Origin of the sequence: Pseudomonas sp. 14P_5.3_Bac1, assembly GCF_025466135.1 — a bacterium.
Lineage (GTDB): Bacteria > Pseudomonadota > Gammaproteobacteria > Pseudomonadales > Pseudomonadaceae > Aquipseudomonas.
In genome coordinates, this window is the sequence record NZ_JANLOF010000001.1 from 1 (window position 1) to 24,550 (window position 24,550).

Consider the following 24,550-nt stretch of genomic DNA (forward strand, 5'->3'; position numbering starts at 1 on the left):
CCCTTAATTTTGCTTTTCTATCAATTAGTTAGGATTGATTAAAAAACAACCGACATTGAGCCCTTCACACCCTCTATATAGAGGGAAACGCTCATATAACCCCCGCCTCCTTTAAAGCAGCCACACTCGCCGGCCCCAGCCCAAGCACACCTTGCAGCACCTGAACCGTGTGCTCTCCCAATAGAGGAGGCGCGCTACGGTACTCCACCGGCGTCTTGGAAAGCCTTATCGGATTCGCTACCTGAGGCACCATCCCCGCCAACGCATGCGGCAATGCCATCGCCAACCCCCGCGCCTTGACCTGTGGGTCGGCGAACACCTGTGCCAAGTCATTGATAGGCCCGCACGGCACACCCACTCGCTCCAGCTGCGATACCCACTCAGCGGTGGTCTTGAAGACGGTAGCCTGGCGAATCAACGGAATCAGCTCCGCGCGATTAGCCACCCGCAGCTTATTAGTAGCAAAGCGCGGATCCTCTGCCCATTGAGGCTGCCCCGCCACCTCAGCGAACTTGCGAAACTGCCCGTCGTTACCCACCGTGAGGATGAAGTCACCATCAGCCGTGGGAAAATCCTGATAAGGCACGATATTGGGGTGAGCATTGCCCAAACGCTTTGGCGAAACACCCGTCGTGAGGTAATTCATCGCCTGATTAGCCAGGCACGCCACCTGCACATCCAGCAACGCCATATCAATGTGCTGCCCGCCACCGTCATGATCGCGATGGGCCAGCGCTGCGAGAATGGCCACCGTCGAGTAGAGCCCGGTCAGGATGTCGGTCAATGCCACGCCCACCTTCACAGGCCCAGCCCCTTCATCACCCTCTGGCCGACCGGTCAGGCTCATAAGGCCACCCAGCCCCTGGATCATGAAGTCATAACCCGCGCGTGTCGCATAAGGCCCCGTCTGACCAAAGCCCGTGATCGAGCAATAGATCAACTCGGGATTGATCTCCTTCAGCGATTCATAGTCCAGCCCATATGCCGCCAGGCCGCCCACCTTGAAGTTCTCGATCAGGATGTCGGACTTGGCCGCCAGGTCACGCACCAGCTTCTGCCCCTCCGGCCGCGTGAAGTCGATAGTCACCGACTCCTTGTTACGGTTGGCCGACAAGTAATACGCCGCTTCACTGGTGTTCTCGCCAAATGCATCCTTAAGAAAGGGCGGCCCCCATGCACGCGTGTCGTCGCCATTACCAGGCCGCTCGACCTTGATCACTTCAGCCCCAAGGTCCGCAAGGATCTGCCCGGACCAGGGGCCCGCCAGCACTCGCGATAAATCCAGTACACGCAGATGTGAAAGCGCGCCCATACCGTGCTCCTATTAATAGAACGCCTGAAGACCGGTTTGCGCACGCCCAAGAATCAGGGCATGCACGTCGTGCGTTCCTTCATAGGTGTTGACCACCTCCAGGTTGACCAGGTGGCGCGCCACCCCAAACTCATCGGAAATACCGTTGCCACCCAACATGTCACGCGCCATACGGGCGATATCCAGGGACTTGCCGCACGAGTTGCGCTTCATGATCGAAGTGATCTCAACCGCCGCCGTTCCTTCATCCTTCATGCGCCCCAGACGCAGGCACCCTTGCAGCGCCAGCGTGATCTCGGTCTGCATATCGGCCAGCTTCTTCTGGATCAATTGGGTTGCCGCCAATGGACGCCCGAACTGATGACGATCCAGGGTGTACTGGCGAGCGGTATGCCAGCAGAACTCGGCGGCACCCAGCGCGCCCCAGGAGATGCCGTAGCGCGCCGAGTTAAGGCAGGTGAAAGGCCCTTTCAAACCACGCACATCCGGGAAAATGTTTTCTTCCGGCACAAAGACGTTATCCATGACAATTTCACCGGTAATGGAAGCCCGCAGGCCGACCTTGCCGTGAATCGCCGGAGCGCTCAGACCTTTCCAACCCTTCTCAAGGACAAAACCGCGGATATCCCCGGCATCGTCCTTGCCCCACACCACAAACACATCGGCGATCGGGCTATTGGTGATCCACATCTTGGCGCCAGTCAGGCTATAGCCGCCGTCTACCTTGCGCGCCCGCGTAATCATCGCACCCGGGTCAGAACCATGGTTAGGCTCGGTCAGGCCGAAGCAGCCGATCCATTCCCCGGATGCCAACTTCGGCAGGTACTTCTGCTTCTGCGCCTCGGTACCAAATTCGTTGATGGGCACCATGACCAGTGACGACTGCACACTCATCATCGAGCGATAGCCAGAGTCGACACGCTCGACCTCACGGGCGATCAGCCCATAACTGACGTAATTCAAGCCACTGCCACCGTACTGCTCAGGGATCATCGCGCCGAGCAGGCCGGTTTCGCCCATCTCGCGAAAAATCGCGGGGTCGGTCTTTTCATGGCGGAAGGCTTCGAGCACACGCGGCGCCAGCTTGTCCTGGGCGAACTGCTCAGCACTGTCACGCACCATGCGCTCCTCTTCGGTGAGCTGTTGATCCAGCAGCAGCGGATCGATCCAGTTGAAGCTTGCCTTACCAGCCATGAATAAGCCCTCGCGGAAAAAATCAGAAGTCGTGGGTGCAGCCTAGGCTGGGCAGACGCAGAGGGCAAACGAGGTTTCTGCATAGGGTTGTGCTAATTTCTCACTCCGAAACGACTGAGAAGGGCGCAGACGCGCTTTATAAGTGAGTACTCCGTACATGCGCAGAAAAATTCCCAGTACGACTGCTCTGGTCAGCTTTGAGGCTGCGGCCCGCCACGAGAGCTTTACCAAGGCGGCGCACGAGCTTTCCATCACCCAAGGCGCCATCTGTCGACAGATCGCCAGCCTTGAAGAGTTTTTGAGTGTCGAGCTATTTCGGCGCTCAAGGCGCGGGGTAAAACTGACGGAAGCGGGCCTGTCCTATAGCCGGCGCGTCGCCATGCAACTGGACGCCGTAGAGCGCGACACCTTGTCAGTAATGGGACAGCAGGGCGCCAACGTCATTGAATTGGCCGTGGTGCCAACCTTCGGTACCCAATGGTTGATCCCTCGCCTCAAAGATTTTCAACGACACCACCCAGAGGTGACCGTCAATCTCACCAACCGGACGCGCCCCTTTCTATTTGCCGATACCGAATTCGATGCGGCGATCTACTTCGGCGATGCCGACTGGTCCGGCACCGAGTCTCACCGTCTGATGGGGGAAAATCCGCTCCCGGTGTGCAGCCCGCGCTTGTTGGGTGACCGTGACCACTTCAGCCCTCAGCAGATCGCGCAATTGCCGCTACTGCAGCAAACCACTCGGCCATACGCCTGGCGCCAATGGTTCAGCGCGCAACAACTGAACATACCCCGTGACATGACAGGCCCTCGTTACGAGCTATTCTCGATGTTGTCTCAAGCCGCCATGCATGACATGGGCATTGCGCTGATTCCGCCATTCCTTATCCAGCGCGAGCTTGAGGAGAAGCAATTAGTGATCGCAAGCCCCGAAGCCCTCAGCAGTTCGAAGGCGTACTACCTGATGATTCCCGAACGAAAAGTCGAATCCGCCTCACTGCACGCCTTCAGAGACTGGTTAATTGATCAATCACAGCGTTATAGCCCCAATGTTTAAAGGTCCTACGCTAGTTACTGACCCTGTAGTCAAGATATTTCAAATCCTACAGATGTACGGATATGTCGCATTTACGCAGACTGTACTTGCCAGCCAGAAATCAAGCTCAAAGCTATGATCCACATGGCTTGCAGCGACCATATGCGGCCAATGCCCGCCCATTCACAGCGACGATTGGAAAAAGTCTCAAAAAAGCCTGAACCCCTCTAAACACCTGTATTTAAAACGGTTATTAGGGTGCATTGCGACAATCAGTCACAGGGTGACTTGTAGTTAATTTTTCGTCACCCGTCATAATCCCTTGATGGCCGTAAAGTTCGCCTGCAAAATGCCGCGCCCCGCTGTCATTTCGGCGGGATCGTGCTGATCGGCCGCCCCAGTTGCGCCACTCGCGGTGCACTGGCCTTTTTACAAAAAGATCAAAAGCAAAAAGATCATGCAGGAGATTTGACGTGCACATTGGTGTTCCTCTCGAAACCCAGACCGGTGAAACGCGGGTGGCTGCCACCCCGGAAACCATCAAGAAGCTGATCGGCCAGGGCCATAAGGTCACTGTTCAAAGCGGTGCAGGCATTAAAGCCAGTGTCGTGGACAGCGCCTATGAAACGGCAGGCGCAACCATTGGCAGTGCCGAGGATGCGCTGGGTGCCGAGCTGATTCTCAAGGTGGTTGCCCCCAGCGACAACGAACTGGCGCTGATCAAAAGCGGCACCGTGTTGGTGGGCATGCTCAACCCGTTCAGCAACGAAACCATCGCCAAGCTTGCCGAGCGCGGCATTACGGCCTTCGCCCTTGAAGCTGCACCGCGCACCTCGCGGGCCCAGAGCCTTGACGTGCTGTCATCGCAAGCAAACATCGCCGGCTATAAGGCGGTATTGCTGGCAGCCCATCACTACCCACGCTTCATGCCAATGCTGATGACTGCCGCCGGCACCGTCAAAGCCGCGCGCGTGCTGATCCTCGGCGCCGGCGTTGCAGGCTTGCAGGCCATTGCCACGGCCAAACGCCTGGGTGCAGTGATCGAAGCGTCCGACGTGCGCCCGGCAGTAAAAGAGCAGATCGAATCCCTGGGTGCCAAGTTCGTCGACGTGCCCTACGAAACCGATGAAGAACGCGAATGCGCGGTCGGCGTCGGCGGTTATGCGCGCCCCATGCCTTCCAGCTGGATGCAACGCCAGGCCCTGGCCGTACACGAACGCGCCAAGCAAGCCGACATTGTTATCACCACCGCACTGATCCCGGGCCGCAAGGCACCGACGCTGTTGAGTGCTGAAACCGTCGCACAAATGAAACCCGGCTCTGTGGTCATCGACCTCGCCGCCGCCCAGGGCGGTAACTGCCCGCTGACGGTCGCCGATCAGGTGATCGTGGAAAACGGCGTGACCATCTGCGGCCCGACCAACCTGGCCGGCGCAGTCGCTGCTGATGCTTCCGCTCTGTATGCGCGCAACCTGCTGGACTTCCTGAAGCTGGTCTTCACCAAGGAAGGGCAGTTTGAAATCAACCTCGAAGACGACATCGTCGCCGCGTGCCTGATGTGCCGCGACGGCCAAGTCATCCGTAAAAACGCCTAAGCAGGGATTCAGACGATGGAAGAGCTTATCTCCCCCGGTATCTACAACCTGATCATCTTTGTGCTGGCGATTTACGTCGGTTACCACGTGGTTTGGAACGTCACACCCGCGCTGCACACGCCATTGATGGCCGTGACCAACGCGATCTCGGCGATTGTGATCGTCGGCGCCATGCTGGCGGCGGCCCTTACCGTTACACCCTTGGGCAAGACCATGGGCACTCTGGCCGTGGCTCTGGCGGCGGTCAACGTGTTCGGCGGCTTCCTGGTAACGCGCAGGATGCTCGAGATGTTCAAGAAAAAAGCCCCGAAAGTAAAAGAAGAGGCGCCGAAGTAATGAGCATGAATCTTGTAACGACGCTCTACCTGATCGCGTCGATCTGCTTTATCCAGGCCCTCAAAGGCTTGTCACACCCCACCACGTCGCGACGCGGCAACCTGTTCGGCATGCTCGGCATGGCGCTCGCGGTGCTTACCACCGTAGGCCTGATCTATAAGCTGGGCGCTGAGCTGGCCACTGCTGGCATTGGTTACGTGATTGTCGGCCTGTTGATCGGCGGCACCGCCGGTTCAATCATGGCCAAGCGCGTAGAAATGACCAAGATGCCCGAGCTGGTGGCATTCATGCACAGCATGATCGGCCTGGCCGCGGTGTTTATCGCCATCGCCGCCGTGGTCGAGCCGCAATCCCTGGGCATCGTCAAACACTTGGGCGACTCGATCCCTGCCGGTAACCGCCTGGAACTGTTCCTCGGCGCGGCCATCGGTGCCATCACCTTCTCCGGTTCGGTGATCGCGTTCGGCAAGCTGTCGGGCAAGTACAAGTTCCGCCTGTTCCAAGGCGCACCGGTACAGTTCGGCGGCCAGCACAAGCTGAACCTGGTGCTGGGCCTTGCAACCCTGGGTCTGGGCCTGGCGTTCATGTTCACTGGCAACCTCAGCGCCTTCGCATTGATGCTGGCCCTGGCGTTCGTGCTTGGCGTGCTGATCATCATCCCGATTGGCGGCGCCGACATGCCGGTCGTCGTGTCGATGCTCAACAGCTACTCCGGCTGGGCAGCGGCGGGTATTGGCTTCTCGCTGAACAACTCGATGCTGATCATCGCCGGCTCGCTGGTGGGCTCCAGCGGCGCGATCCTGTCGTACATCATGTGCAAGGCGATGAATCGCTCGTTCTTTAATGTACTGCTCGGCGGCTTTGGCAACACAGCCGATGCGGCGGGCCCTGCGGGCTCGAAAGAAGCGCGCCCGGTCAAATCCGGATCTGCCGACGACGCGACTTTCCTGCTGACCAACGCCGACACCGTGATCATCGTGCCGGGCTATGGCTTGGCGGTGGCACGTGCGCAACATGCGCTTAAAGAGCTGACCGAGAAGCTGACCCACCGCGGCGTGACCGTGAAGTATGCGATCCACCCGGTGGCTGGCCGTATGCCTGGTCATATGAACGTGCTGCTGGCCGAGGCCGAAGTGCCTTATGACCAGGTGTTCGAGATGGAAGACATCAACTCCGAGTTCGGCCAGGCCGACGTGGTGCTGGTGCTGGGCGCGAACGACGTGGTCAACCCGGCCGCCAAGAACGACCCTAATTCGCCGATCGCCGGCATGCCGATCCTTGAGGCGTTCAAGGCCAAGACCATCATCGTCAACAAGCGCTCGATGGCCAGCGGCTATGCGGGCCTGGACAACGAGTTGTTCTATCTGGACAAGACCATGATGGTTTTCGGTGACGCCAAGAAGGTCATCGAAGACATGGTCAAAGCCGTCGAATAACACTGCGCCAGCGCAATACCCGAAACCCTGGCCCGCAGTAGGCTGGGGTTTTTTATTGCTGGATTAAAACCGACCAAAGGCTCTAAATCGCCGCCTGGCATTCGACCATGGTAGCGGGCCGAAATTTTTTGAAATCACTACACTGCCCACCTTGCTTCCGTAGCCTGAGATAAGAATTCATGTACCGTGATCGTATCCGCTTGCCTTCGTTGTTGAACAAGGTCATGAGCGCGGCAGACGCCGCCGCACTGATCGAGGACGGCATGACCGTCGGCATGAGCGGCTTCACCCGCGCCGGTGAAGCCAAGGCCGTCCCTCACGCCCTGGCCGAACGCGCCAAGACTTCGCCGCTGAAAATCACCTTGATGACCGGCGCCAGCCTGGGCAATGACCTGGACAAGCAACTGACAGAAGCAGGCGTGCTGTCCCGACGCATGCCATTTCAGGTCGACAGCACCCTGCGCAAGGCGATCAATGCCGGCGAGGTGATGTTCATCGACCAGCATTTGTCCGAAACCGTCGAACAACTGCGCAACAACCAGCTCAAGCTGCCGGATATTGCCGTGATCGAAGCCGTCGCGATCACCGAGCAAGGCCATATTGTGCCGACCACCTCTGTGGGTAACTCGGCGAGCTTTGCGATTTTCGCCAAGCACGTGATCGTAGAGATCAACCTGGCGCACAACCCGAACCTGGAAGGGTTGCACGACATCTATATTCCCACCTACCGGCCGACGCGCACGCCGATCCCGCTGGTCAAGGTCGACGACCGCATCGGTAGCACTGCAATTCCGATCCCGCCGGAAAAGATTGTCGCCATCGTAATCACCAACCAGTCTGATTCCGCATCCACTGTGACGCCGCCGGACGCCGATACCCAAGGCATCGCCAATCACCTGATCAATTTCCTCAAGCAGGAAGTGGACGCCGGTCGCATGACCAACAAGCTCGGCCCGTTGCAGGCCGGGATTGGCAACATCGCCAACGCCGTGATGTGCGGTTTGATCGAATCGCCGTTCGAAGACCTGACGATGTATTCGGAAGTCCTGCAGGATTCGACCTTCGACCTGATCGATGCGGGCAAGCTGAGTTTCGCCTCCGGCAGCTCGATTACCTTGTCGGAACGGCGCAACACCGACGTGTTCGGCAACCTGGAGCACTACAAGGACAAGCTGGTGCTGCGCCCACAGGAAATCTCCAACCACCCTGAGGTGGTGCGGCGCCTGGGTATTATCGGCATCAATACCGCGCTGGAATTCGACATCTACGGCAACGTCAATTCCACCCATGTATGTGGCACGCGGATGATGAACGGTATTGGCGGCTCCGGGGACTTCGCGCGCAATGCGCACCTGGCCATCTTCGTGACCAAGTCGATCGCCAAGGGCGGCGCCATTTCCAGCGTCGTGCCGATGGTCAGCCATGTGGACCACACTGAGCATGATGTCGACATTCTGGTCACCGAAGTGGGCCTTGCCGACTTGCGCGGTCTGGCGCCACGGGAACGGGCTCGGGTAATCATCGACAACTGTGTGCACCCGGCGTACCGCGATGCGCTGAACAGCTACTTCAATGCGGCCTGTGCTATCGGCGGGCATACCCCGCATATCCTGCGCGAGGCACTGAGCTGGCACATTAACCTGGAAGAAACCGGGCACATGCTCAAGGCGTGATTGATACAGATTCGAGCTGATGCTCATACAGTTGCATCAGCTCGAATGCATCAGAATCAGATCTGCAAAAAACTGTACTGCTGTACCGGTCATTTCCCGCCGTATATTCCTACATACATCATCGAAATTGCCAATTTCGCACTGTTTCAGTGCGGACAGGTACAGTTGCCCCATTTCCGTACAGTACAGCGGGTATAAACAGTTAACTGGCCCTTCACAATACAGGTGAACTGTATCTACAGAGTCTTGCGTCGGAGGAGGATCATTGGCATCAGTTAAACCACTACCTAATCCCGCCACAAGCGGAAGGATGTCATCATGGAACGTACACTCAGTTCCGATCTGTTCTTCGAAGAAAAAGCTGTAAACACCCAGGCTTCCCTGCCTTTGCGCGTTCTCGCCAACCTGATGTTGTGGCAGCGCCGCATCTCCAGCCGCCATCAACTGGCTCGTCTGGATTCGCGTCTGCTGGCTGACGCCGGTATCAGCGAAGCTCAACGCTACGAAGAGCTGAGCAAGCCGTTCTGGCGCTAATTGGCGCCCGCTGGCCCTGACCCGCCGGGTCCACCGCCAGCATCCAGATTTGTCAAAGCAAAGCCCGCCCCGGGTAACCGGAGGCGGGCTTTGCTGTTTCTGGGATTCAGCTTTTAGATCGCAAACAGATGAGCTGCTTCGTAACCAGTACAGTTTAAAAAACACTACAGTTAAGCAGTACAATTTAGACTTGGTGTATCTGTATTGATGTCAGGGACACGCCCAACATGGAGTTCCACTACCTCATAAAAGGCCATCCCCATGCGAGCCTCGTCCAGTAAACAACTGATTATTCGCACCGCCAGTGCCCTGGCTCGATGGGCGAAACAGGCCCATGAGCGCCAACAACTGGCACAACTCGACGCTCGCGAGCTGTCCGACGCTGGCATCAGCCAGGGCGACCGAATCGCCGAGCTGTCCAAACCGTTCTGGCGCGACTAAAACGGTGGGGCTTTCCGAATAGATAAACGGCAGCTTAAGATCGCGTCATCACGTGGCGAACCTTGTAGAACCGACGTCTGATGCTCAATTGCAACAACGTCGGTTTCACAGTGGCCGCTTTGCGCCGCTTTATTTGTTCATCTACAGGAGTCATTCCATGTCCCGTCTTCGCCTGCTGAGTGCTGCAGCCCTGTTGGCCGTGGCTGCCAATGCCAACGCAAGCAGCCTTATCGTGACCACCGATTCGATCGTCGGCGCGCTGAAAGCCACCTCCGATGCCAGCTCGGATGCCACGTCCTCCCTGCGGGACAACAAGGTTGTCCAGGCCGCTCGCGATGACGCCGCCAGCTTTGTGGCCAGCGAAGGCGCCATCCGTGGCGTGAAGCTGGAGAGCGCCTTGGCCCAGATCCGCCAACAGGCCCCCCAACTGAATGCGGCGAGTGACACGCAGCTCGCTCAAGCGATCCTGGCTATCTGACGCAGATCGACAGAGAAGGGCGCCAGCTGCTACCTCATGTGTCAGCGCTGGCTCTCGCCCGGGCGTTGCGCTAGCCTTGGCGCTCGCTTTCAGTTGTCGAGTCTCATGGTTTTTTCATACCGCCTGTTGATCGTTCCCGTATTATTTTCCGTCTGCTGGTCACCCTTGGCTTCGGCCTTTGATGTGTCCACCCAGAGCACCGTCATCAGTGCGTACGCCACCAGCAAGGTGACGTCAGCGCCCTTTGACAGAAAGCTGGTAATGGCCGCCCAGGATGACGCTGCCGCTTTTATCGCCACTGACGGCCAATGGCGGGGCGCTCGTCTGGAATCCGCGCTGGATTATCTGCGCCGCACCCAGCCAAAACTTCATGCAAGCGACCTTGAACTGGCGCAAGCAATTCTCGTCCAATAATCATCTTTGTATTTTGGAGTTATTTCATGCGTAGCCCGCTGATCGCCGCCGCTCTCGGCCTGCTGTTGTTGGCCGATGTCGCCCACGCGCAAACCTTGAAGGCCACCAGTAACATCGTCGTGCGTGCCTCGGCCCGCACCATCGACTTCACCTCGGACACCACCACCTCCATACGCGACTCCAAAGTCGTGCGCGAAGCCCACGACGATGCCGCCAGTTTCGTCGCCACCAATGGCGAGATCCGTGGCGCCCAATTGGAAGCCGCCTTCGACACCCTGCGAACCCGCGTGCCGGAAGCTCGCGATGCCAGTGACCAGACGCTCGCCGAAGCCATCCTCGCTCTGTGAGGCGCCTGGTCGCCTGGCTATTGGCCGGGACTGTACTGCTCTGTGCAGGCGCAGCCCAGGCCAGCCTGCAACTGCGGCTCAAGACCGATGGCTTGAGCCCGGCCGAACAGCAGGCCAGCCAGGCATTGCTTGATGAAGCGATGCGCGCTTTACCGCCGCGCTTTGTCGAGCAACTGGACCGACGTATCGATGTCGGCTGGACCGACAAAATGCCTGAAAACGCCTATGGTCAGGCCTCGCTGGTGTCTGAGCTTGATCTGAATCAGAACCTGCTCGCCAGCCTGACCGACGGCAGCGCCGCCACCCAAAAAACCAATCGCCCACACGGCACTGTGCGCCGCGAAATGCTCGCCACCGTGCTGCATGAGCTGACCCACATCTATGACCGTGCGCGCCTGTGGTCCAAAGACGACCGCACGCTCATCCAGCGGTGCAGTCGCCAAAACAACATCACCGGCCTGATCGGCCTGCCCGATCAATGCCGTGGCCAGAATGATCGCCGCTTTACCTTGAGTGACGACCCGCGCTTGCTGGACCTCGCCGGCTGGCCGCAATACGTGGGCCGTCGCGGCGAACGTGAACAACACAACCACCAGGTTGCCCGTAGCCCGGACATCTACGAAACCACCAGCCCGCTGGAGTTCGTGGCAGTCAACATGGAGTACTTCCTCCTCGACCCGAGCTACGCCTGCCGTCGCCCCGCGCTGTTTCGCTACTACAAGGAACACTTCGGCTGGGCGCCGCCTGCGCAAGACACCTGCGCCAAAACCTACGCATTCCTGAACGCAGGCAACGATTTCGCCAAGACGCCTCTGGGCCAGATCGATCCGGAGCGCGTGTACGAAATCGACTACCTGCTGGCCGAAGCCAACCAGAACCTGGTCAGCCGCTGGGGCCATAGCATGTTGCGCCTGGTGATTTGCGCGCCCGGTCGCCCGCGCGGCCCGGATTGCCGCCTGGACCTGGACCAACACCTGGTCCTGTCCTACCGCGCCTTTGTCGGTGACGTACAGCTGTCGAGCTGGGATGGCCTGGTGGGCAAATACCCGTCACGCCTGTTCGTGCTGCCACTGGCCCAGGTCATCGACGAATACACCAAGACCGAGCTGCGCGGGCTGGCCTCCGTACCGCTGAAACTCACCCGCCAAGAGATCAACGACACCGTCGAGCATGCCGCCGAAATGCATTGGAGCTACGACGGCAACTACTTCTTCATCTCCAACAACTGCGCGGTCGAAAGCCTGAAACTCCTGCGCAGTGGCAGCGCCAACCCACAGCTGACCGGGCTGGACAACATCACCCCCAACGGTCTGCTGGAAGTGCTCAGTGCACGCGGCCTGGCCGACACCAGCGTCCTCAAGGATAAACGCGAGGCATTGCGCCGGGGTTATCACTTCGACTCGTTCCGCGAGCGTTACCAGGCGATGTTCGATGTCCTGCGCAAACACTTGCCGATCAAGCAGACCGAGGTCGAAGACTGGCTGTCGCTCAGCGCAGAAGAGCGCCGCCAATGGTTCAGCCAGGCCGACCTGCGCACCAGCGCCGCGCTGTTGCTGCTGGAACAGGCCAGCTATCGCAAACAGCTGATGCTGGCCCAGGATGAAGTCAAACAACGCTACCTCGGTGCCCGCGAGCTGAAAAACGGCGGCATGGAAAAAGCCAACAACACACTGCAACAGATCCTCGCCAACAGCGGCTTCCTCAGCCGCCCGGCGGAACTACTGGGCAGTAGTGGCTACGGCCTGCCACAACCTTCGGAATCCAAACGCCTGGAATCGGAAAGCGCCGAGCGCCAGAAGCAGCTGCAATCTTTGACCGGCGATCTGGATAAAGAGGTGAGGGTGCTGCTCGAGCCTTCCCGCGCCGCCGAAATTGCCGCGTGTGAAGCCAATCTCAAACAGGTGGGCGAGCACCTGCGCGCGCTGCACAAAGCGGCGGGCGGCCTTGAGCTTCCATAATTCGCCCGACACAAGCTGACTCGCCCTACAGAAGAAACAGAAAAACCTCTCATCACCTGATTACACAGCGAAAGCTGGCTGAAAGCTTCCACGTCTAGGATCGCCCCCACTGTCGGCAACAGACCGGCTGTTAACAACAACAATGGTGATTCCCGATGTCCGCTCGTCCTTGCCCTTTCGCTCCAACTCCACCCGTACGCCACGTGCCTTTCGTACTGCGCTGACCCCAAACCGGTTCGCCATTCCCTAGCCGCGCTACGCCTGGAGTATTCCTATGCTGACTTTCCTTGGCTTTGCCATGGTCATCACGTTCATGTTCCTGATCATGACCAAGCGCCTTTCCGCGCTGATTGCCTTGATCATCGTGCCCATCCTGTTCGCCCTGTTTGGTGGCTTTGCACCCGAGATCGGGCCGATGATGCTTGCGGGCATCACCAAGCTTGCGCCGACCGGCGTGATGCTGATGTTCGCCATTCTCTACTTTGCCCTGATGATCGACTCCGGCCTGTTCGACCCGGCCGTGCGCAAGATCCTCAAGATGGTCAAGGGCGACCCGCTGAAAGTGTCGGTCGGTACCGCCGTGCTGGCACTGGTGGTGTCTCTCGACGGTGACGGCGCTACCACCTACATGATCTGCGTCGCCGCCATGCTGCCGCTGTACCAGCGCATCGGCATGAGCCCACGGATCATGGCCGGCCTGATCATCCTCGCCGGTGGCGTGATGAACATGACGCCATGGGGCGGCCCGACCGCCCGCGCCGCCAGTGCGCTGCACGTAGACCCTTCGGATATTTTCGTACCGATGATCCCGGCCATGGCCGCCGGCGTCGTAGCAATCCTGGCGATTGCTTATATGTACGGCAAACGCGAACGAGCGCGCCTGGGCGAACTGCACCTGCAGGGTGACGAGATCGACCACAGCGAGATCAGCGTGTCGCAGTTCCCGGATGCTCGCCGTCCGAAGCTGATCTGGTTCAACGGCGCCCTGACCTTTGCCCTGATGTGCACCCTGATCGCCGGCTTGTTGCCGCTGCCAGTGCTGTTCATGGTGGCGTTCAGCATCGCGATGATCGTCAACTACCCGTGTCTGCAACAGCAGAAGGACCGCGTCGCTGCCCACGCAGGCAGCGTACTGGCGGTGGTGGGGCTGATCTTCGCCGCCGGTATTTTCACCGGCATCCTGTCGGGCACCGGCATGGTCGACGCCATGTCCAAAAGCCTGCTGGCGGTCATCCCTGAAGCCATGGGCCCTTACCTGGCGGTGATCACCGCGCTGGTGAGCATGCCGTTTACTTTCTTCATGTCCAACGACGCGTTTTACTACGGCGTACTGCCGGTACTCGCCGAAGCCGCCAGCCACTATGGCATCACCGCCGTGGAAATGGCCCGCGCGTCTATCGTCGGCCAACCCGTGCATTTGCTCAGCCCGCTAGTCCCTTCGACCTACCTGCTGGTGGCCCTGGCCGGTATCGAATTTGGCGATCACCAACGCTTTACCCTCAAGTGGGCAGTGCTGGTGTGCCTGTGCATAATGTTCGCCGCTTTGCTGATGGGGATTTTTCCGCTGTTCAGCACTCTATAATCGTACCCACTCACCCGCGCGGCGCTGCAGCTTGCGCGGTTTAACATTTGCTCAAAGGAATACACATGGAATGGCTGACCAATCCGGAAATCTGGATTGCCTTCTTCACCCTGACGGCCCTCGAGATCGTCCTGGGCATCGATAACATCATCATGATTTCGATCCTGGTCAGCCGCATGCCCAAGCATATGCAGGCGCGCACCCGGATCTTCGGCCTGGCCCTGGCCATGGTCACGCGAATCCTGTTGCTGCTGTCGATCACCTGGGTCATGCAACTGACCGCCGACCTGTTCGTGGTCTTCGGCCAAGGCATTTCCGGCCGCGACCTGATCCTGTTCTTCGGTGGCCTGTTCCTGCTGTGGAAAAGCTCCCAGGAGATGTACCACGCACTGGAAGGCGAAGACGAAACCCACGATGAGCCGAAAGGCGCCGGCGGCAAGTTCATCTACACCATCATTCAGATCGCCATCATCGACATCGTGTTCTCGCTGGACTCGGTGATCACTGCGGTCGGCATGGTTTCTCACGTGCCGGTGATGGTGGCGGCGATCGTGGTGGCCGTTCTGGTGATGATGCTGGCTGCCGGCACCATCAGCGAATTCATCGACAAGCACCCGTCGCTGAAGATGCTCGCGCTGTCGTTCCTGCTGGTGGTGGGTACGGTGCTGATTGCCGAATCCTTCGACGTGCACGTGCCAAAGGGCTACGTCTACTTCGCCATGGCGTTCTCGCTGGCGGTGGAGGCGATCAATATCAAGATGCGCACCGCTATCGCGAAAAAGAAGAAACAGCAGGATCCAGTGAAACTGCGCAAGGACATTCCGGGTCAATAACACTGACCCGCTGCTGAAAAAGGGGCTTTCGAGCCCCTTTTTTTCATCTGCAAAAAACTGATTTCATGACAGTTTTATTTCAAACACGACTTTAGCTATGCGATGCTGGCGCGCAGCCCATTCGCCAACTACAGCTTAAGTAGACGTAGAGCGGCACGCGGCAATTCTTATTTGCTCTTTTTGAGCTAACCCACACGGGGGGCCGAGCATGCTGACCTTGCTCAATCTGCTTTCCGCCGTGACCCTGCTTATCTGGGGCACGCATATCGTCCGTACCGGCATCTTGCGGGTCTACGGCTCCAACTTGCGCCAAGTCATCGGGCAGAACATGTCAAAGCGCTGGCTGGCGTTTGTCGCCGGTATCCTGGTGACGGCCATGGTGCAAAGCAGTAACGCCACGGCGATGCTGGTGACATCCTTTGTCGGCCAGGGCCTGATGGGGCTCACGCCTGCCTTGGCGACCATGCTCGGTGCCGACGTCGGTACAGCGTTGATGGCGCGCGTGCTGACCTTTGACTTGTCCTGGCTGTCGCCGCTACTGATTTTTCTCGGGGTGATTTTCTTCCTGTCGCGCAAACAGACGCGAGCAGGGCAGATGGGACGCGTCGGCATCGGCCTGGGCCTGATCATTCTGGCACTGCAACTGATTGTCGAAGCCGCTGGGCCCATCACCCACGCCCAAGGCGTCAAAGTGCTGTTTGCCTCGCTGACCGGCGACATCCTGCTGGATGCCTTGGTCGGTGCATTGTTCGCGATGATTTCCTACTCCAGCCTGGCTGCCGTACTGCTCACGGCAACCCTGGCCGGGGCGGGCGTGATCGGCCTGCACGTGGCCATCGGCCTGGTGATCGGCGCCAACATCGGCAGTGGCGTGCTGGCGTTTCTGAGTACCAGCATGCAGAACGCGGCCGGTCGACAAGTGGCACTGGGCAGCCTGCTGTACAAACTGATCGGCTTGCTGCTGATCATTCCGGTGCTCGACCCGCTCGTAGGCTGGATGGACGGCCTAGACTACAGCGCCCAAGGCATGGTCATTACCTTCCACCTGCTCTACAACGTCAGCCGCTGCCTCATCCTGCTGCCGACGATCGGCCCAATGGCGCGCCTGTGCGCCTGGTTGCTGCCCGAACAAGCCGAGACCAACGGCAAAGCCAAACCGCGCCACCTCGACCTTGCCGCGCTCGACACCCCAAGCCTGGCATTGGCCAACGCCGCGCGCGAAACCCTGCGCCTGGGCGACCTGATCGACAACATGCTCACCGCAATGCTCGAAGTGTTGCGCGGCAAGCAAACCGCCATCACTCAGGAAATGCGCAGCCTCAGTGACGACGTTGAAGCCCTGTACAGCGCGATCAAGCTTTACCTGGCGCAAATGCCGCGTGAAGACCTCAGCGAACAGGACAGCCGTCGTTGGGCCGAGATCATCGAGCTGTCGATCAACCTGAAACTGGCTGGCGACCTGATCGAGCGCATGCTGCGCAAAGTCCAGCAGCAGAAAACCTCGCAACGCCGACAGTTCTCCGAAGTAGGCCTGGAGGAGTTGGCCGGCCTGCACACCCAGCTGATTGCCAACCTGCGTCTGGGCCTGTCGGTATTCCTCAGTGCCGACCCGGAAAGCGCCCGCCAACTGCTGCGCGAGAAGCGCCGCTTCCGTGCTCAGGAACGCCGCCTGGCCCACGCCCACGTCAGCCGTCTGCAACGCAAGATCGTACAGAGCCTGGAAACCAGTTCCCTGCACCTGGAGCTGATTGCCGACATGAAACGCCTCAACTCGCTGTTCTGCAGCAGCGCCTACGTCGTGCTCGAAACGTCCGACACCGGCGCGCTCTCGGCCGAAGATATCGCCGACATCACCCATTCACCCTGAACGTACGACGGTGAGTGAAGTCAGTTAACAGTGGACCTCACTCGCCAGGAAGCTGTTATGCGTCGCCTGTTATTCGCCTGCCTGCTCATGGGCTCGGCACATACCTTTGCCTTTGACCGCCTGCAAGTCGAGGGCTACACCTTGCCCAACGGCCTGCAGCTGCTGCTCAAACCGGGCACCGAGCGCGGGCACGTGGCTATCCGCCTGGTGGTAGGCGTAGGCCTGGATGACTTCCCTTGTGAAGAAAAAGAGCTGCCGCATCTGCTCGAACACTTGTTGTTCAGTGGCATCGACGGCGGCGGCGAAGGCGACCTCGAAGAACGCATGCAGGCCTTGGGCGGCGACTGGAACGCCTACACCAGTAACGCCGACACCACTTTCGTGATTGAAGCGCCCGCGCAAAACCAGCGCAAAGTGCTGGATTTGCTGTTGGCCATCATCACTCGCACAGAACTGACCGACGCCAACATCTCTGCGGCCAAGCGCGTGGTCGAACGCGAAGACGGCGGGCATTACTCGCATCTGCAACGCCTGCTCGACCGCCAGGACCTTGGCCACACCGCCAGCAACCAATTGGCCGTTGAGCTGGGGCTCAAGTGCGCTGAACGCGCCGAGGTCGACCACTTGACCCGCGATCAATTGCAAGCGCTGCGCAAAAACTGGTACGCGCCCAACAACATGACCCTGATCATCGTCGGCGACCTCGACAAGCTGCTGCCAGCCTATCTGGAACGTACTTACGGCCAACTTGACCCAATCAAGCCGAGCGAGCATTTGCCGCTTCCGGAAATTCAACACGCCGCCGCCAACCATCGCGACCTGATACACGGCTGGATCGGTGACAGCGCCAAACTGCACTGGCTGTTCCCGGAACCGGTACTCGACGACCAGCATGATGAAACCTACGACCTGCTCAAGGACTACCTCGACTGGGCGCTGTACCGCGAACTGCGCCTCAAGCACGGTTTGTCCTACGGCCCGTGGAGCGAGCGTGAAGTGCTCGGCGGCGTCGGTTTCCTGAGCCTGAATGCCGACCTTGAGCGTGAAAACCTGCCGCAGGCCGAACAGGTGCTGCAAGCGCTCAAGGCGCAACTGCTCAAGGACGGCCTCGACGCGGCCACCTTCTCCCGCCTGCAGCAAGCTGCTATCGCGCGCCAGGCGTGGGCCGTGCAGGGCAACAGTGCGCTGGCCGATTACTACTGGAGTGCATCCGGCGACTACGCCGACGGCCACTTCAGCGACCCGGTCAAACGCATCAAGGCCGTCAACCTGAAACAGGCCAACCAGGCCATGCGCCAAGTGTTTGACCAGGCGGGCTATTGGCGTATCGAAAAACCGCTGTTGAGCTACGACAGCCTGACCTGGATCGGCGCGGGCGTGCTCGGGCTGATCGCCATTGTGTTGGGCGGCCTGCGGCTTTATCGCAAACGGATCGCGTAATGAGGCACCGAACACAGGACTAAGACGTTATTCTGTCCGGGTTTTTTCCTACACACATTGTGGATCGCTCATGCCAAAGCTGCCGCCCCTTATCCAGCGCATTCTCGTCCTGATCAAGCGCTACCCTGGGGTCATCGCACTCGGCGGCTTTATCTCGGGTGTGTGCAGCTTCATGCTGGTGGATCGCCAGCAGGGCATGGCCAGCTGGATCGCCGTGATCATGCTGGTGAGCTGGCTGTGGCTGATGCTGGAAAACAGCTTCACCCAGCTGTTCGCCAAGGTCTTCAAGCGCGAAATCCCCGAACCCCTGCTGCGCTACGCCACCCAGATGATCCACCAGGAAAGTCTGTTTTTTGTGTTGCCCTTCTTTTTCGTCACCACCACCTGGAACAGCGGCCAGTCGGTTTTCACCGGCCTGCTCGGCGCGGCGGCACTGGTGTCGATCACCGACCCGCTGTACTACAAGTGGCTGGCGCCGAAACGCTCACTGTTCCTGGCGCTGCACACACTGACCTTGTTCGCCGCGCTGCTTACCGCGCTGCCGATCATCCTGCACCTGACCACCGCCGAAAGTTACAAATTGGCGCTGGGTGTGGCTATGGCGCTGTCGATCCCGAGCCTGGCGGTCAGCTTGCCGCTGCGCAGCTTCAAAGGTTGGGCGATGCTGCTGGGGGTGACGGCCGCCATTGGCTGCGCCGGCTGGTTCCTGCGCACGTGGGTGCCGCCGGCCACGCTGTGGATGACCGAAGTGGCGATCAGCACCCAACTGCAGGACCGTACGCCCGGTGACGACCTCAAGGAAGTCACCGCCGCCCAACTGCGCAGTGGCGGGCTGTACGCCTACACCGCGATCAACGCGCCGCGCGGGCTGGATGAGCGGATTTACCATGTGTGGAAATTCAACGGCAAAGAGGTTGACCGCATTGCCCTGGATATCCACGGCGGGCGCGACGAAGGCTACCGCGCCTGGACGCACAAGCAGAACTTCCCCGCCGACGCGGTAGGCCGCTGGCAAGTGCGGGTGCTGACGGAGGACGGCCAGGTCATTGGCGTGCTGCGATTCAAAGTCACTGACACAGCACAAACGGACACGCCAAAGTAGGCCGTATCGTGCTATTACGTAGGAATTCTGGATAGCCAAACAAGCTCGGAGCTTATGACCACCAGTACCACGGCGGGCGCCGCCCATCTCGACACGACTACCGCTCCTCCGTTACTCAGGATTACGGGGGACTGGACGCTTGCCCACTACGCAAACCTCAAGAAGCTGTCGGACACACTCGACGGCCAATACGACGCCGGCGCACGCATCGACCTCAATGGCTTGGGCGCCCTGGATACCGCCGGCGCGTCGCTGCTGGTAGAGCTGCTGGGGCCGCACCGTATCGAGCAATCGGCCGAACAGACCGATTGCAGCCTGTCCGCCGCCGACCGCGCGCTGCTGAAAACCGTCTACCGCTCGCTGAATGATTTTTGTGTGCCGGACAAAGCCCCGGAAGAGGCCGCCGGCATCCAGGTGCTGGCGCGCATCGGCCGCGCGGTGGACACCGTGTGGCAAGACAGCAAGAAGCTGCTCGGCTTTATCGGCCTGATCCTGGAAACCTTCGCCCGCGGCATTTTGCGCCCCAAGCGCTGGCGCATTACGCCCATGGTCGCGCATATCGAACAGACCGGCCTCGACGCCGCCCCCATCGTGGCCTTGCTGACCTTCTTGGTCGGCGCAGTGGTGGCATTTCTCGGCGCTACGGTGCTCAAGAGTTTCGGCGCGACCATTTTTACCGTGGACTTGGTGGCGTTCTCTTTCCTGCGTGAATTTGGCGTGCTGCTCACTGCAATCCTGATCGCCGGCCGCACCGCCAGCGCCTTCACCGCGCAAATCGGCTCGATGAAGGCCAACGAAGAAATCGACGCCATCCGCACCCTGGGCCTGGACCCGATGGAGCTGCTGGTGCTGCCGCGCGTGATGGCGCTGTTGGTGTCGCTGCCGATGCTGACCTTTCTGGCGATGCTCTCGGGGATTGTCGGCGGCGGCGTGGTGTGTGCGGTGGCACTGGATATTTCACCGGCGATGTTTCTCTCGCTGCTGCAATCGGACATCGGTGTACAACATTTTCTGGTGGGCATGGTGAAAGCGCCGATCTTTGCCTTCCTGATCGCCGCGATTGGCTGCCTCGAAGGCTTCAAGGTCAGTGGCAGCGCCGAATCGGTCGGCGCCCACACCACCTCCAGCGTGGTGCAATCGATTTTTGTGGTGATCGTGCTGGACGCAGTTGCCGCGCTGTTCTTTATGGAGATGGGCTGGTGAGTCGTCTACACCGTGCGCCCACCGAGGCGGTGATCGAAGTGCGCGGCCTGTGCAACCGCTTTGGCAGCCAGAGCGTGCACGAGAACCTCAATCTGGATTTGTACAAGGGCGAGATCCTCGCGGTGGTGGGCGGTTCCGGCAGCGGCAAGTCGGTGTTGCTGCGCAGCATCGTCGGCCTGCGCCGCCCCAGCGAAGGCGAGGTGCGGGTGTTCGGCAAGAACCTGCCGAGCCTGCCGGAACAGCAACGCTCACTGGTGGAGCGACGCTTTGGCGTGCTGTTTCAGAAGGGCGCGCTGTTTTCCTCGCTGACCGTCACCGAAAACGTCGCCCTGCCGCTGATCGAGCACGCGGGCCTCAGCCGCGCCGACGCCGAGCACCTGGCCGCGGTCAAGCTTGCCCTGGCGGGGTTGCCGCTGTCGGCGGCCGACAAGTACCCGGCGTCACTCTCCGGCGGCATGATCAAGCGTGCGGCTCTGGCCCGAGCCTTGGCGCTGGACCCGGACATCCTGTTTCTCGACGAACCCACCGCCGGCCTCGACCCGATTGGCGCGGCGCAATTCGACCAACTGATCCTGACCTTGCGCGATGCGCTGGGGCTGAGCGTGTTCCTGGTCACCCACGACCTCGACACGCTGTACACCATCACCGACCGTGTGGCGGTGCTGGCGCAGAAGAAAGTGCTGGTGGCCGATGCCATTGATGTCGTCTCGGAAACGAACGACCCCTGGATTCACGAATATTTCCACGGCCCCCGCGGCCGCGCGGCATTGGATGCCGCTCAATCGCTCAACGAGGTATGACATGGAAACCCGAGCCCATCATGTGATGATCGGTCTGTTCAGCGTAATCGTTGTGGTCGGCGCGATGCTGTTTGGCCTGTGGCTGGCCAAGTCCAGCGTCGACAGCGCCTTCCAGGATTACGAAGTGGTGTTCAACGAGGCGGTCAGCGGCCTGTCGCAAGGCAGCTCGGTGCAGTACAGCGGGATCAAGGTGGGCGACGTCACCAGCCTGCGCCTGGACCCCAACGACCCGCGCCGCGTACTGGCACGTATCCGCCTGGCCGGGCAGACGCCGATCAAGGAAGACACGCAGGCCAAGCTGGCCCTGACCGGCATCACCGGCACCTCGATCATCCAGCTCAGCGGTGGCACACCGCAAAGCCCGGAACTCAAGGGTAAGGACGGCAACCTGCCGGAAATCATCGCCTCGCCATCGCCAATCGCGCGCCTGCTCAATAACAGCAACGACCTGATGACCAGCATCAACCTGCTGCTGCACAACGCCAACCACATGTTCTCCCGGGAGAACGTCGAGCGCCTGAGCAACACCCTGGACAACCTGCAACAAACCACTGGCGCCATCGCCGAGCAACGCGGTGACATCAAGGTGGTGATGCAGCAATTGATGCAGGTGAGCAAACAGGCGACGGCCGCCCTGGAGCAAACCACCGTGCTGATGCGCAACGCCAACGGCCTGCTGAACGATCAAGGCAAGCAAGCCTTCGGCAGTGCCGAGCAGGCAATGAGATCGCTCGAACAAAGCACCGCAACCATCAACACCTTGCTGACCAATAACAAGGACTCGGTGAACAGCGGCATGCAGGGCCTCAATGAACTGGCGCCGGCCGTGCGCGAACTGCGCGAAACCCTGGGCTCGCTGCGCGCCATCTCCCGCCGCCTGGAAGCCAACCCCAGCGGCTACCTGCTGGGCAGCGACAAGAATAAGGAGTTCACGCCATGAAGCGCGCTTATCAGATGATCGCCCCTGTGGCCCTGGTGCTGGTCAGCGCCTGCTCGATCCTGCCCAAGCCCGACCCTTCGGACGTGTACCGCTTGGCTTCGGCCCAGACGACCACCCAAGGCGCGCCGGTGAGCTGGTCGCTGCGCGTGAGCAAGCCGCAGAGCAGCGAGTTTCTCGACAGCCCGCGCATTGCCGTGGTGCCCAACGGTGACCTGATCAGCAGCTATGCGAACTCACGCTGGAGCGACCCGACGCCCGTGTTGCTGCGCAACCGGTTCATGGACGGTTTCCAGCGCGATGGGCGGGTGACGCTGTTGAGTACCGACGAGACCAACTTGCAGGCCGATTACGAGCTGGGCGGGCAATTGCAGGCGTTTCAGAGCGAGTACCACGGCAGTGCTGTAGAGGTAGTCGTCCGCCTGGACGCAAGGCTGGTGCGGGGGAGTGATCAACGCATTATTGCCAGCCGGCGGTTTGAGGTGAAGCAGCCGGTGGGTGCCACCCAGGTGCCGGCGGTGGTGGCCGCGTTTGGGCAGGCGGGGGATCAGTTGAATAAGCAGGTGGTGGATTGGGTGGTACAGCAGGGCAATGCGGCACCGAAAGGCTAAGGGCCTCATCGCAGGCAAGCCAGCTCCCACATTTTTGAATGTATTTACACATCAACATGTGGGAGCTGGCTTGCCTGCGATAGCCATTTAAGCCTTAACCGAAGAACCAGTAGCACACCGAAATCGCCGCCACGACACCGGCAAACTCCGCCAGCAACGCACACCCCACCGCATGCCGCGCCCGCTGGATCCCCACCGAGCCGAAGTACACCGCCAACACGTAGAAGGTGGTTTCCGTACTGCCCTGAATCGTCGCCGCCACCAACGCCGGGAAGCTGTCTACGCCCTTGGTTTGCATGGTCTCGATCAGCAGCGCCCGCGCGGCACTGCCGGAGAAGGGCTTGACCATGGCGGTCGGCAACGCGTCGACAAAACGCGTGTCCAAACCCGTCCAGGCCACCAGGTGGCGAATGCCTTCAAGGCCAAAGTCCAAGGCTCCCGAGGCGCGTAACACGCCCACCGCGCACAGCATCGCCACCAGATACGGCAGCAGGTTCTTGGCAACGTCGAAACCCTCTTTGGCGCCTTCGACGAACGCCTCGTACACCTTGACCTTGCGCAGCGCACCGATCAGCAAAAACAGCATGATCAACCCGAACAGCGTCAGGTTGCCAAGGATCGATGACAAACCGGCCAGCGCCGTGGCGGACAAGGTCGCCAGCAACGCCATAAAGCCACCGAGGATCAATGCGCCGGGAATCAGGTAGGCCAGCACCACCGGATCCCACAGCCGCAGGCGCTGCATCACCGCCACCGACAATAGGCCGACCAGGGTCGAGGCGCTGGTTGCCAGCAGGATCGGCAGAAACACCAGCGTCGGGTCCGCTGCGCCTTGCTGGGCGCGGTACATGAAGATGGTCACCGGCAACAGCGTCAGCGACGACGCGTTAAGCACCAGGAACAGAATCTGCGCGTTACTGGCGGTGTTGGGGATCGGGTTGAGTTCCTGCAGCGCCTTCATGGCTTTCAGGCCAATCGGCGTGGCGGCGTTGTCCAGCCCAAGGCCATTGGCGGCGAAGTTGAGGGTGATCAAGCCGATAGCGGGGTGGCCGGCCGGCACTTCCGGCATCAGGCGGCGAAACAGCGGGCCAAGGGCCTTGGCCAACCAGTCGACGATCCCGGCTTTTTCGGCGATGCGCAAAAAGCCCAGCCATAAGGTCAGGGTGCCGAACAGCAGCACCATGACTTCCACCGACAATTTGGCCATGGCGAAAATACTTTCCACCATCGCCGCAAAAATCCCGGCATTACCGCCAATCAGCCATTGCGCCAGTGCTGACACCATTGCCACGACAAAGAAGCCAAGCCACAGGCCATTGAGCATCTGTTGAATCCCCCGAAAGATGGGGCGAATGATAGCGGGGCTGGCAGAAACGACAAACCCCGGAATTTTCCGGGGTTTGTGTTCACGCCGCGGGCTA

General features: G+C 60.0%; 23 protein-coding genes. 20 read left to right on the forward strand and 3 right to left on the reverse strand.

Translation table 11 applies throughout. The features are described from left to right. Positions 1 to 91 precede the first annotated feature (91 nt). The gene (locus NTD89_RS00005; RefSeq protein ID WP_262206009.1) at positions 92 to 1,312 is read right to left on the reverse strand and encodes a CaiB/BaiF CoA transferase family protein; all 1,221 of its coding nucleotides are present in this window, start codon (positions 1,310 to 1,312) and stop codon (positions 92 to 94) included. Positions 1,313 to 1,324: 12 nt separating this feature from the next. Next, positions 1,325 to 2,506, reverse strand: a complete 1,182-nt coding sequence (locus tag NTD89_RS00010; protein WP_053253703.1) for an acyl-CoA dehydrogenase — start codon at positions 2,504 to 2,506, stop codon at positions 1,325 to 1,327. A 157-nt stretch (positions 2,507 to 2,663) separates the two neighbouring features. Between NTD89_RS00010 and NTD89_RS00015 the strand changes: the two genes are divergently transcribed. From NTD89_RS00015 to NTD89_RS00110, 20 genes are all read left to right on the forward strand, one after another. Beyond that, a complete protein-coding gene (locus NTD89_RS00015; RefSeq protein WP_262206011.1) occupies positions 2,664 to 3,563 on the forward strand; it encodes a LysR family transcriptional regulator in 900 nt (299 codons plus the stop codon). Between the two features lie 452 nt (positions 3,564 to 4,015). Then, positions 4,016 to 5,137, forward strand: a complete 1,122-nt coding sequence (locus tag NTD89_RS00020) for a Re/Si-specific NAD(P)(+) transhydrogenase subunit alpha (protein ID WP_262206012.1) — start codon at positions 4,016 to 4,018, stop codon at positions 5,135 to 5,137. Between the two features lie 15 nt (positions 5,138 to 5,152). Further along, positions 5,153 to 5,473, forward strand: a complete 321-nt coding sequence (locus tag NTD89_RS00025; RefSeq protein WP_003187417.1) for an NAD(P) transhydrogenase subunit alpha — start codon at positions 5,153 to 5,155, stop codon at positions 5,471 to 5,473. Further along, on the forward strand, positions 5,473 to 6,909 hold the full coding sequence (locus NTD89_RS00030) for an NAD(P)(+) transhydrogenase (Re/Si-specific) subunit beta (protein ID WP_119741358.1): 1,437 nt from the start codon (positions 5,473 to 5,475) through the stop codon (positions 6,907 to 6,909). The genes NTD89_RS00025 and NTD89_RS00030 overlap by 1 nt, the downstream gene beginning before the upstream one ends. A gap of 179 nt (positions 6,910 to 7,088) precedes the next feature. After that, complete coding sequence (locus tag NTD89_RS00035; RefSeq protein WP_262206014.1) at positions 7,089 to 8,582, forward strand: acetyl-CoA hydrolase/transferase family protein; 1,494 nt, start codon at positions 7,089 to 7,091, stop codon at positions 8,580 to 8,582. A 318-nt stretch (positions 8,583 to 8,900) separates the two neighbouring features. Continuing rightward, positions 8,901 to 9,116, forward strand: coding sequence for a DUF1127 domain-containing protein (locus NTD89_RS00040; RefSeq protein ID WP_003214752.1), 216 nt, complete (start codon positions 8,901 to 8,903; stop codon positions 9,114 to 9,116). Between the two features lie 261 nt (positions 9,117 to 9,377). Beyond that, positions 9,378 to 9,557 carry a DUF1127 domain-containing protein gene (locus tag NTD89_RS00045; protein WP_145158557.1) on the forward strand — a complete coding sequence of 60 codons (180 nt, stop codon included), beginning with the start codon at positions 9,378 to 9,380 and terminating at the stop codon, positions 9,555 to 9,557. A gap of 157 nt (positions 9,558 to 9,714) precedes the next feature. Next, entirely contained in the window at positions 9,715 to 10,035 is a 321-nt protein-coding gene (locus tag NTD89_RS00050) for a DUF2388 domain-containing protein (RefSeq protein ID WP_106576061.1), read from the forward strand. Positions 10,036 to 10,140: 105 nt separating this feature from the next. After that, positions 10,141 to 10,449, forward strand: a complete 309-nt coding sequence (locus NTD89_RS00055; RefSeq protein WP_106576060.1) for a DUF2388 domain-containing protein — start codon at positions 10,141 to 10,143, stop codon at positions 10,447 to 10,449. A 26-nt stretch (positions 10,450 to 10,475) separates the two neighbouring features. Then, positions 10,476 to 10,796, forward strand: a complete 321-nt coding sequence (locus NTD89_RS00060; protein WP_145158555.1) for a DUF2388 domain-containing protein — start codon at positions 10,476 to 10,478, stop codon at positions 10,794 to 10,796. Continuing rightward, complete coding sequence (locus NTD89_RS00065; RefSeq protein WP_262206015.1) at positions 10,793 to 12,754, forward strand: DUF4105 domain-containing protein; 1,962 nt, start codon at positions 10,793 to 10,795, stop codon at positions 12,752 to 12,754. Before NTD89_RS00060 ends, NTD89_RS00065 begins: the two co-directional genes overlap by 4 nt. 274 nt (positions 12,755 to 13,028) lie before the next feature. Continuing rightward, on the forward strand, positions 13,029 to 14,336 hold the full coding sequence (locus NTD89_RS00070; protein WP_106576057.1) for a CitMHS family transporter: 1,308 nt from the start codon (positions 13,029 to 13,031) through the stop codon (positions 14,334 to 14,336). Positions 14,337 to 14,401: 65 nt separating this feature from the next. Next, entirely contained in the window at positions 14,402 to 15,169 is a 768-nt protein-coding gene (locus tag NTD89_RS00075) for a TerC family protein (protein WP_106576056.1), read from the forward strand. A 208-nt stretch (positions 15,170 to 15,377) separates the two neighbouring features. Then, positions 15,378 to 17,036, forward strand: coding sequence for a Na/Pi cotransporter family protein (locus NTD89_RS00080; protein ID WP_106576055.1), 1,659 nt, complete (start codon positions 15,378 to 15,380; stop codon positions 17,034 to 17,036). 57 nt (positions 17,037 to 17,093) lie between these two features. Then, on the forward strand, positions 17,094 to 18,476 hold the full coding sequence (locus NTD89_RS00085; protein WP_262206016.1) for a M16 family metallopeptidase: 1,383 nt from the start codon (positions 17,094 to 17,096) through the stop codon (positions 18,474 to 18,476). Between the two features lie 70 nt (positions 18,477 to 18,546). Further along, positions 18,547 to 19,578, forward strand: coding sequence for a DUF5924 family protein (locus NTD89_RS00090; protein ID WP_106576053.1), 1,032 nt, complete (start codon positions 18,547 to 18,549; stop codon positions 19,576 to 19,578). Positions 19,579 to 19,632: 54 nt separating this feature from the next. Further along, positions 19,633 to 20,781, forward strand: coding sequence for an ABC transporter permease (locus NTD89_RS00095; RefSeq protein WP_145158549.1), 1,149 nt, complete (start codon positions 19,633 to 19,635; stop codon positions 20,779 to 20,781). Beyond that, positions 20,778 to 21,581 (forward strand): ABC transporter ATP-binding protein, encoded by an 804-nt coding sequence (locus tag NTD89_RS00100; protein ID WP_242200467.1) that lies wholly within the window; start codon positions 20,778 to 20,780, stop codon positions 21,579 to 21,581. The genes NTD89_RS00095 and NTD89_RS00100 overlap by 4 nt, the downstream gene beginning before the upstream one ends. 1 nt (position 21,582) lies before the next feature. After that, entirely contained in the window at positions 21,583 to 22,521 is a 939-nt protein-coding gene (locus tag NTD89_RS00105) for an MlaD family protein (RefSeq protein ID WP_262206017.1), read from the forward strand. After that, positions 22,518 to 23,129 (forward strand): ABC-type transport auxiliary lipoprotein family protein, encoded by a 612-nt coding sequence (locus NTD89_RS00110; RefSeq protein WP_262206018.1) that lies wholly within the window; start codon positions 22,518 to 22,520, stop codon positions 23,127 to 23,129. Before NTD89_RS00105 ends, NTD89_RS00110 begins: the two co-directional genes overlap by 4 nt. Before the next feature lie 94 nt (positions 23,130 to 23,223). Here NTD89_RS00110 and NTD89_RS00115 read toward each other — a convergent pair whose 3' ends face one another. After that, complete coding sequence (locus NTD89_RS00115) at positions 23,224 to 24,453, reverse strand: nucleoside recognition domain-containing protein (protein ID WP_145158541.1); 1,230 nt, start codon at positions 24,451 to 24,453, stop codon at positions 23,224 to 23,226. Positions 24,454 to 24,550 lie beyond the last annotated feature (97 nt).

Coding starts and splice junctions, on each gene's coding strand:
- NTD89_RS00005 (WP_262206009.1), bottom strand. CDS start 1,312: ATGGGCGCGCTTTCACATCTGCGTGTACTGGATTTATCGCGAGTGCTG.
- NTD89_RS00090 (WP_106576053.1), top strand. CDS start 18,547: ATGCCAAAGCTGCCGCCCCTTATCCAGCGCATTCTCGTCCTGATCAAG.
- NTD89_RS00075 (WP_106576056.1), top strand. CDS start 14,402: ATGGAATGGCTGACCAATCCGGAAATCTGGATTGCCTTCTTCACCCTG.
- NTD89_RS00030 (WP_119741358.1), top strand. CDS start 5,473: ATGAGCATGAATCTTGTAACGACGCTCTACCTGATCGCGTCGATCTGC.
- NTD89_RS00050 (WP_106576061.1), top strand. CDS start 9,715: ATGTCCCGTCTTCGCCTGCTGAGTGCTGCAGCCCTGTTGGCCGTGGCT.
- NTD89_RS00015 (WP_262206011.1), top strand. CDS start 2,664: ATGCGCAGAAAAATTCCCAGTACGACTGCTCTGGTCAGCTTTGAGGCT.
- NTD89_RS00045 (WP_145158557.1), top strand. CDS start 9,378: ATGCGAGCCTCGTCCAGTAAACAACTGATTATTCGCACCGCCAGTGCC.
- NTD89_RS00080 (WP_106576055.1), top strand. CDS start 15,378: ATGCTGACCTTGCTCAATCTGCTTTCCGCCGTGACCCTGCTTATCTGG.
- NTD89_RS00010 (WP_053253703.1), bottom strand. CDS start 2,506: ATGGCTGGTAAGGCAAGCTTCAACTGGATCGATCCGCTGCTGCTGGAT.
- NTD89_RS00070 (WP_106576057.1), top strand. CDS start 13,029: ATGCTGACTTTCCTTGGCTTTGCCATGGTCATCACGTTCATGTTCCTG.
- NTD89_RS00035 (WP_262206014.1), top strand. CDS start 7,089: ATGTACCGTGATCGTATCCGCTTGCCTTCGTTGTTGAACAAGGTCATG.
- NTD89_RS00060 (WP_145158555.1), top strand. CDS start 10,476: ATGCGTAGCCCGCTGATCGCCGCCGCTCTCGGCCTGCTGTTGTTGGCC.
- NTD89_RS00105 (WP_262206017.1), top strand. CDS start 21,583: ATGGAAACCCGAGCCCATCATGTGATGATCGGTCTGTTCAGCGTAATC.
- NTD89_RS00040 (WP_003214752.1), top strand. CDS start 8,901: ATGGAACGTACACTCAGTTCCGATCTGTTCTTCGAAGAAAAAGCTGTA.
- NTD89_RS00110 (WP_262206018.1), top strand. CDS start 22,518: ATGAAGCGCGCTTATCAGATGATCGCCCCTGTGGCCCTGGTGCTGGTC.
- NTD89_RS00055 (WP_106576060.1), top strand. CDS start 10,141: ATGGTTTTTTCATACCGCCTGTTGATCGTTCCCGTATTATTTTCCGTC.
- NTD89_RS00115 (WP_145158541.1), bottom strand. CDS start 24,453: ATGCTCAATGGCCTGTGGCTTGGCTTCTTTGTCGTGGCAATGGTGTCA.
- NTD89_RS00095 (WP_145158549.1), top strand. CDS start 19,633: ATGACCACCAGTACCACGGCGGGCGCCGCCCATCTCGACACGACTACC.
- NTD89_RS00085 (WP_262206016.1), top strand. CDS start 17,094: ATGCGTCGCCTGTTATTCGCCTGCCTGCTCATGGGCTCGGCACATACC.
- NTD89_RS00025 (WP_003187417.1), top strand. CDS start 5,153: ATGGAAGAGCTTATCTCCCCCGGTATCTACAACCTGATCATCTTTGTG.